The organism is Bacillus cereus group sp. N14 (assembly GCF_016483555.1).
In the GTDB taxonomy this organism is placed as follows: Bacteria; Bacillota; Bacilli; order Bacillales; family Bacillaceae_G; genus Bacillus_A; species Bacillus_A wiedmannii.
On sequence record NZ_JAEHBQ010000101.1, the window covers coordinates 1 to 254 of the forward strand.

Sequence of the window (254 nt, forward strand, 5' to 3'; positions counted from 1 at the left end):
TCTGGTCCTTCTTCTAGATGTGGTCCATTTGATCTAGCCTGAGCTTCTTCCGATGCAGGACCTGGAGCACCAGCCGGACCTTGAGCACCAGTAGCCCCAGTAGCACCAGCCGGACCTTGAGCACCAGCCGGACCTTGAGCACCAGTAGCACCTGGAGCACCAGCCGCTCCTGGAGCACCAGAAGCGCCAGGAGCTCCAGAAGCGCCTGGGGCCCCAGAAGCACCGGCGGCCCCACGAGGGCCGTGGGGAGCAGG

1 protein-coding gene is annotated in these 254 nt (G+C 64.6%); it reads right to left on the minus strand.

From position 1 onward, the window contains the following. Positions 1–254 (minus strand): hypothetical protein (locus JDS82_RS29260; protein ID WP_199714338.1); only part of this gene is annotated, 254 nt, incomplete at both ends.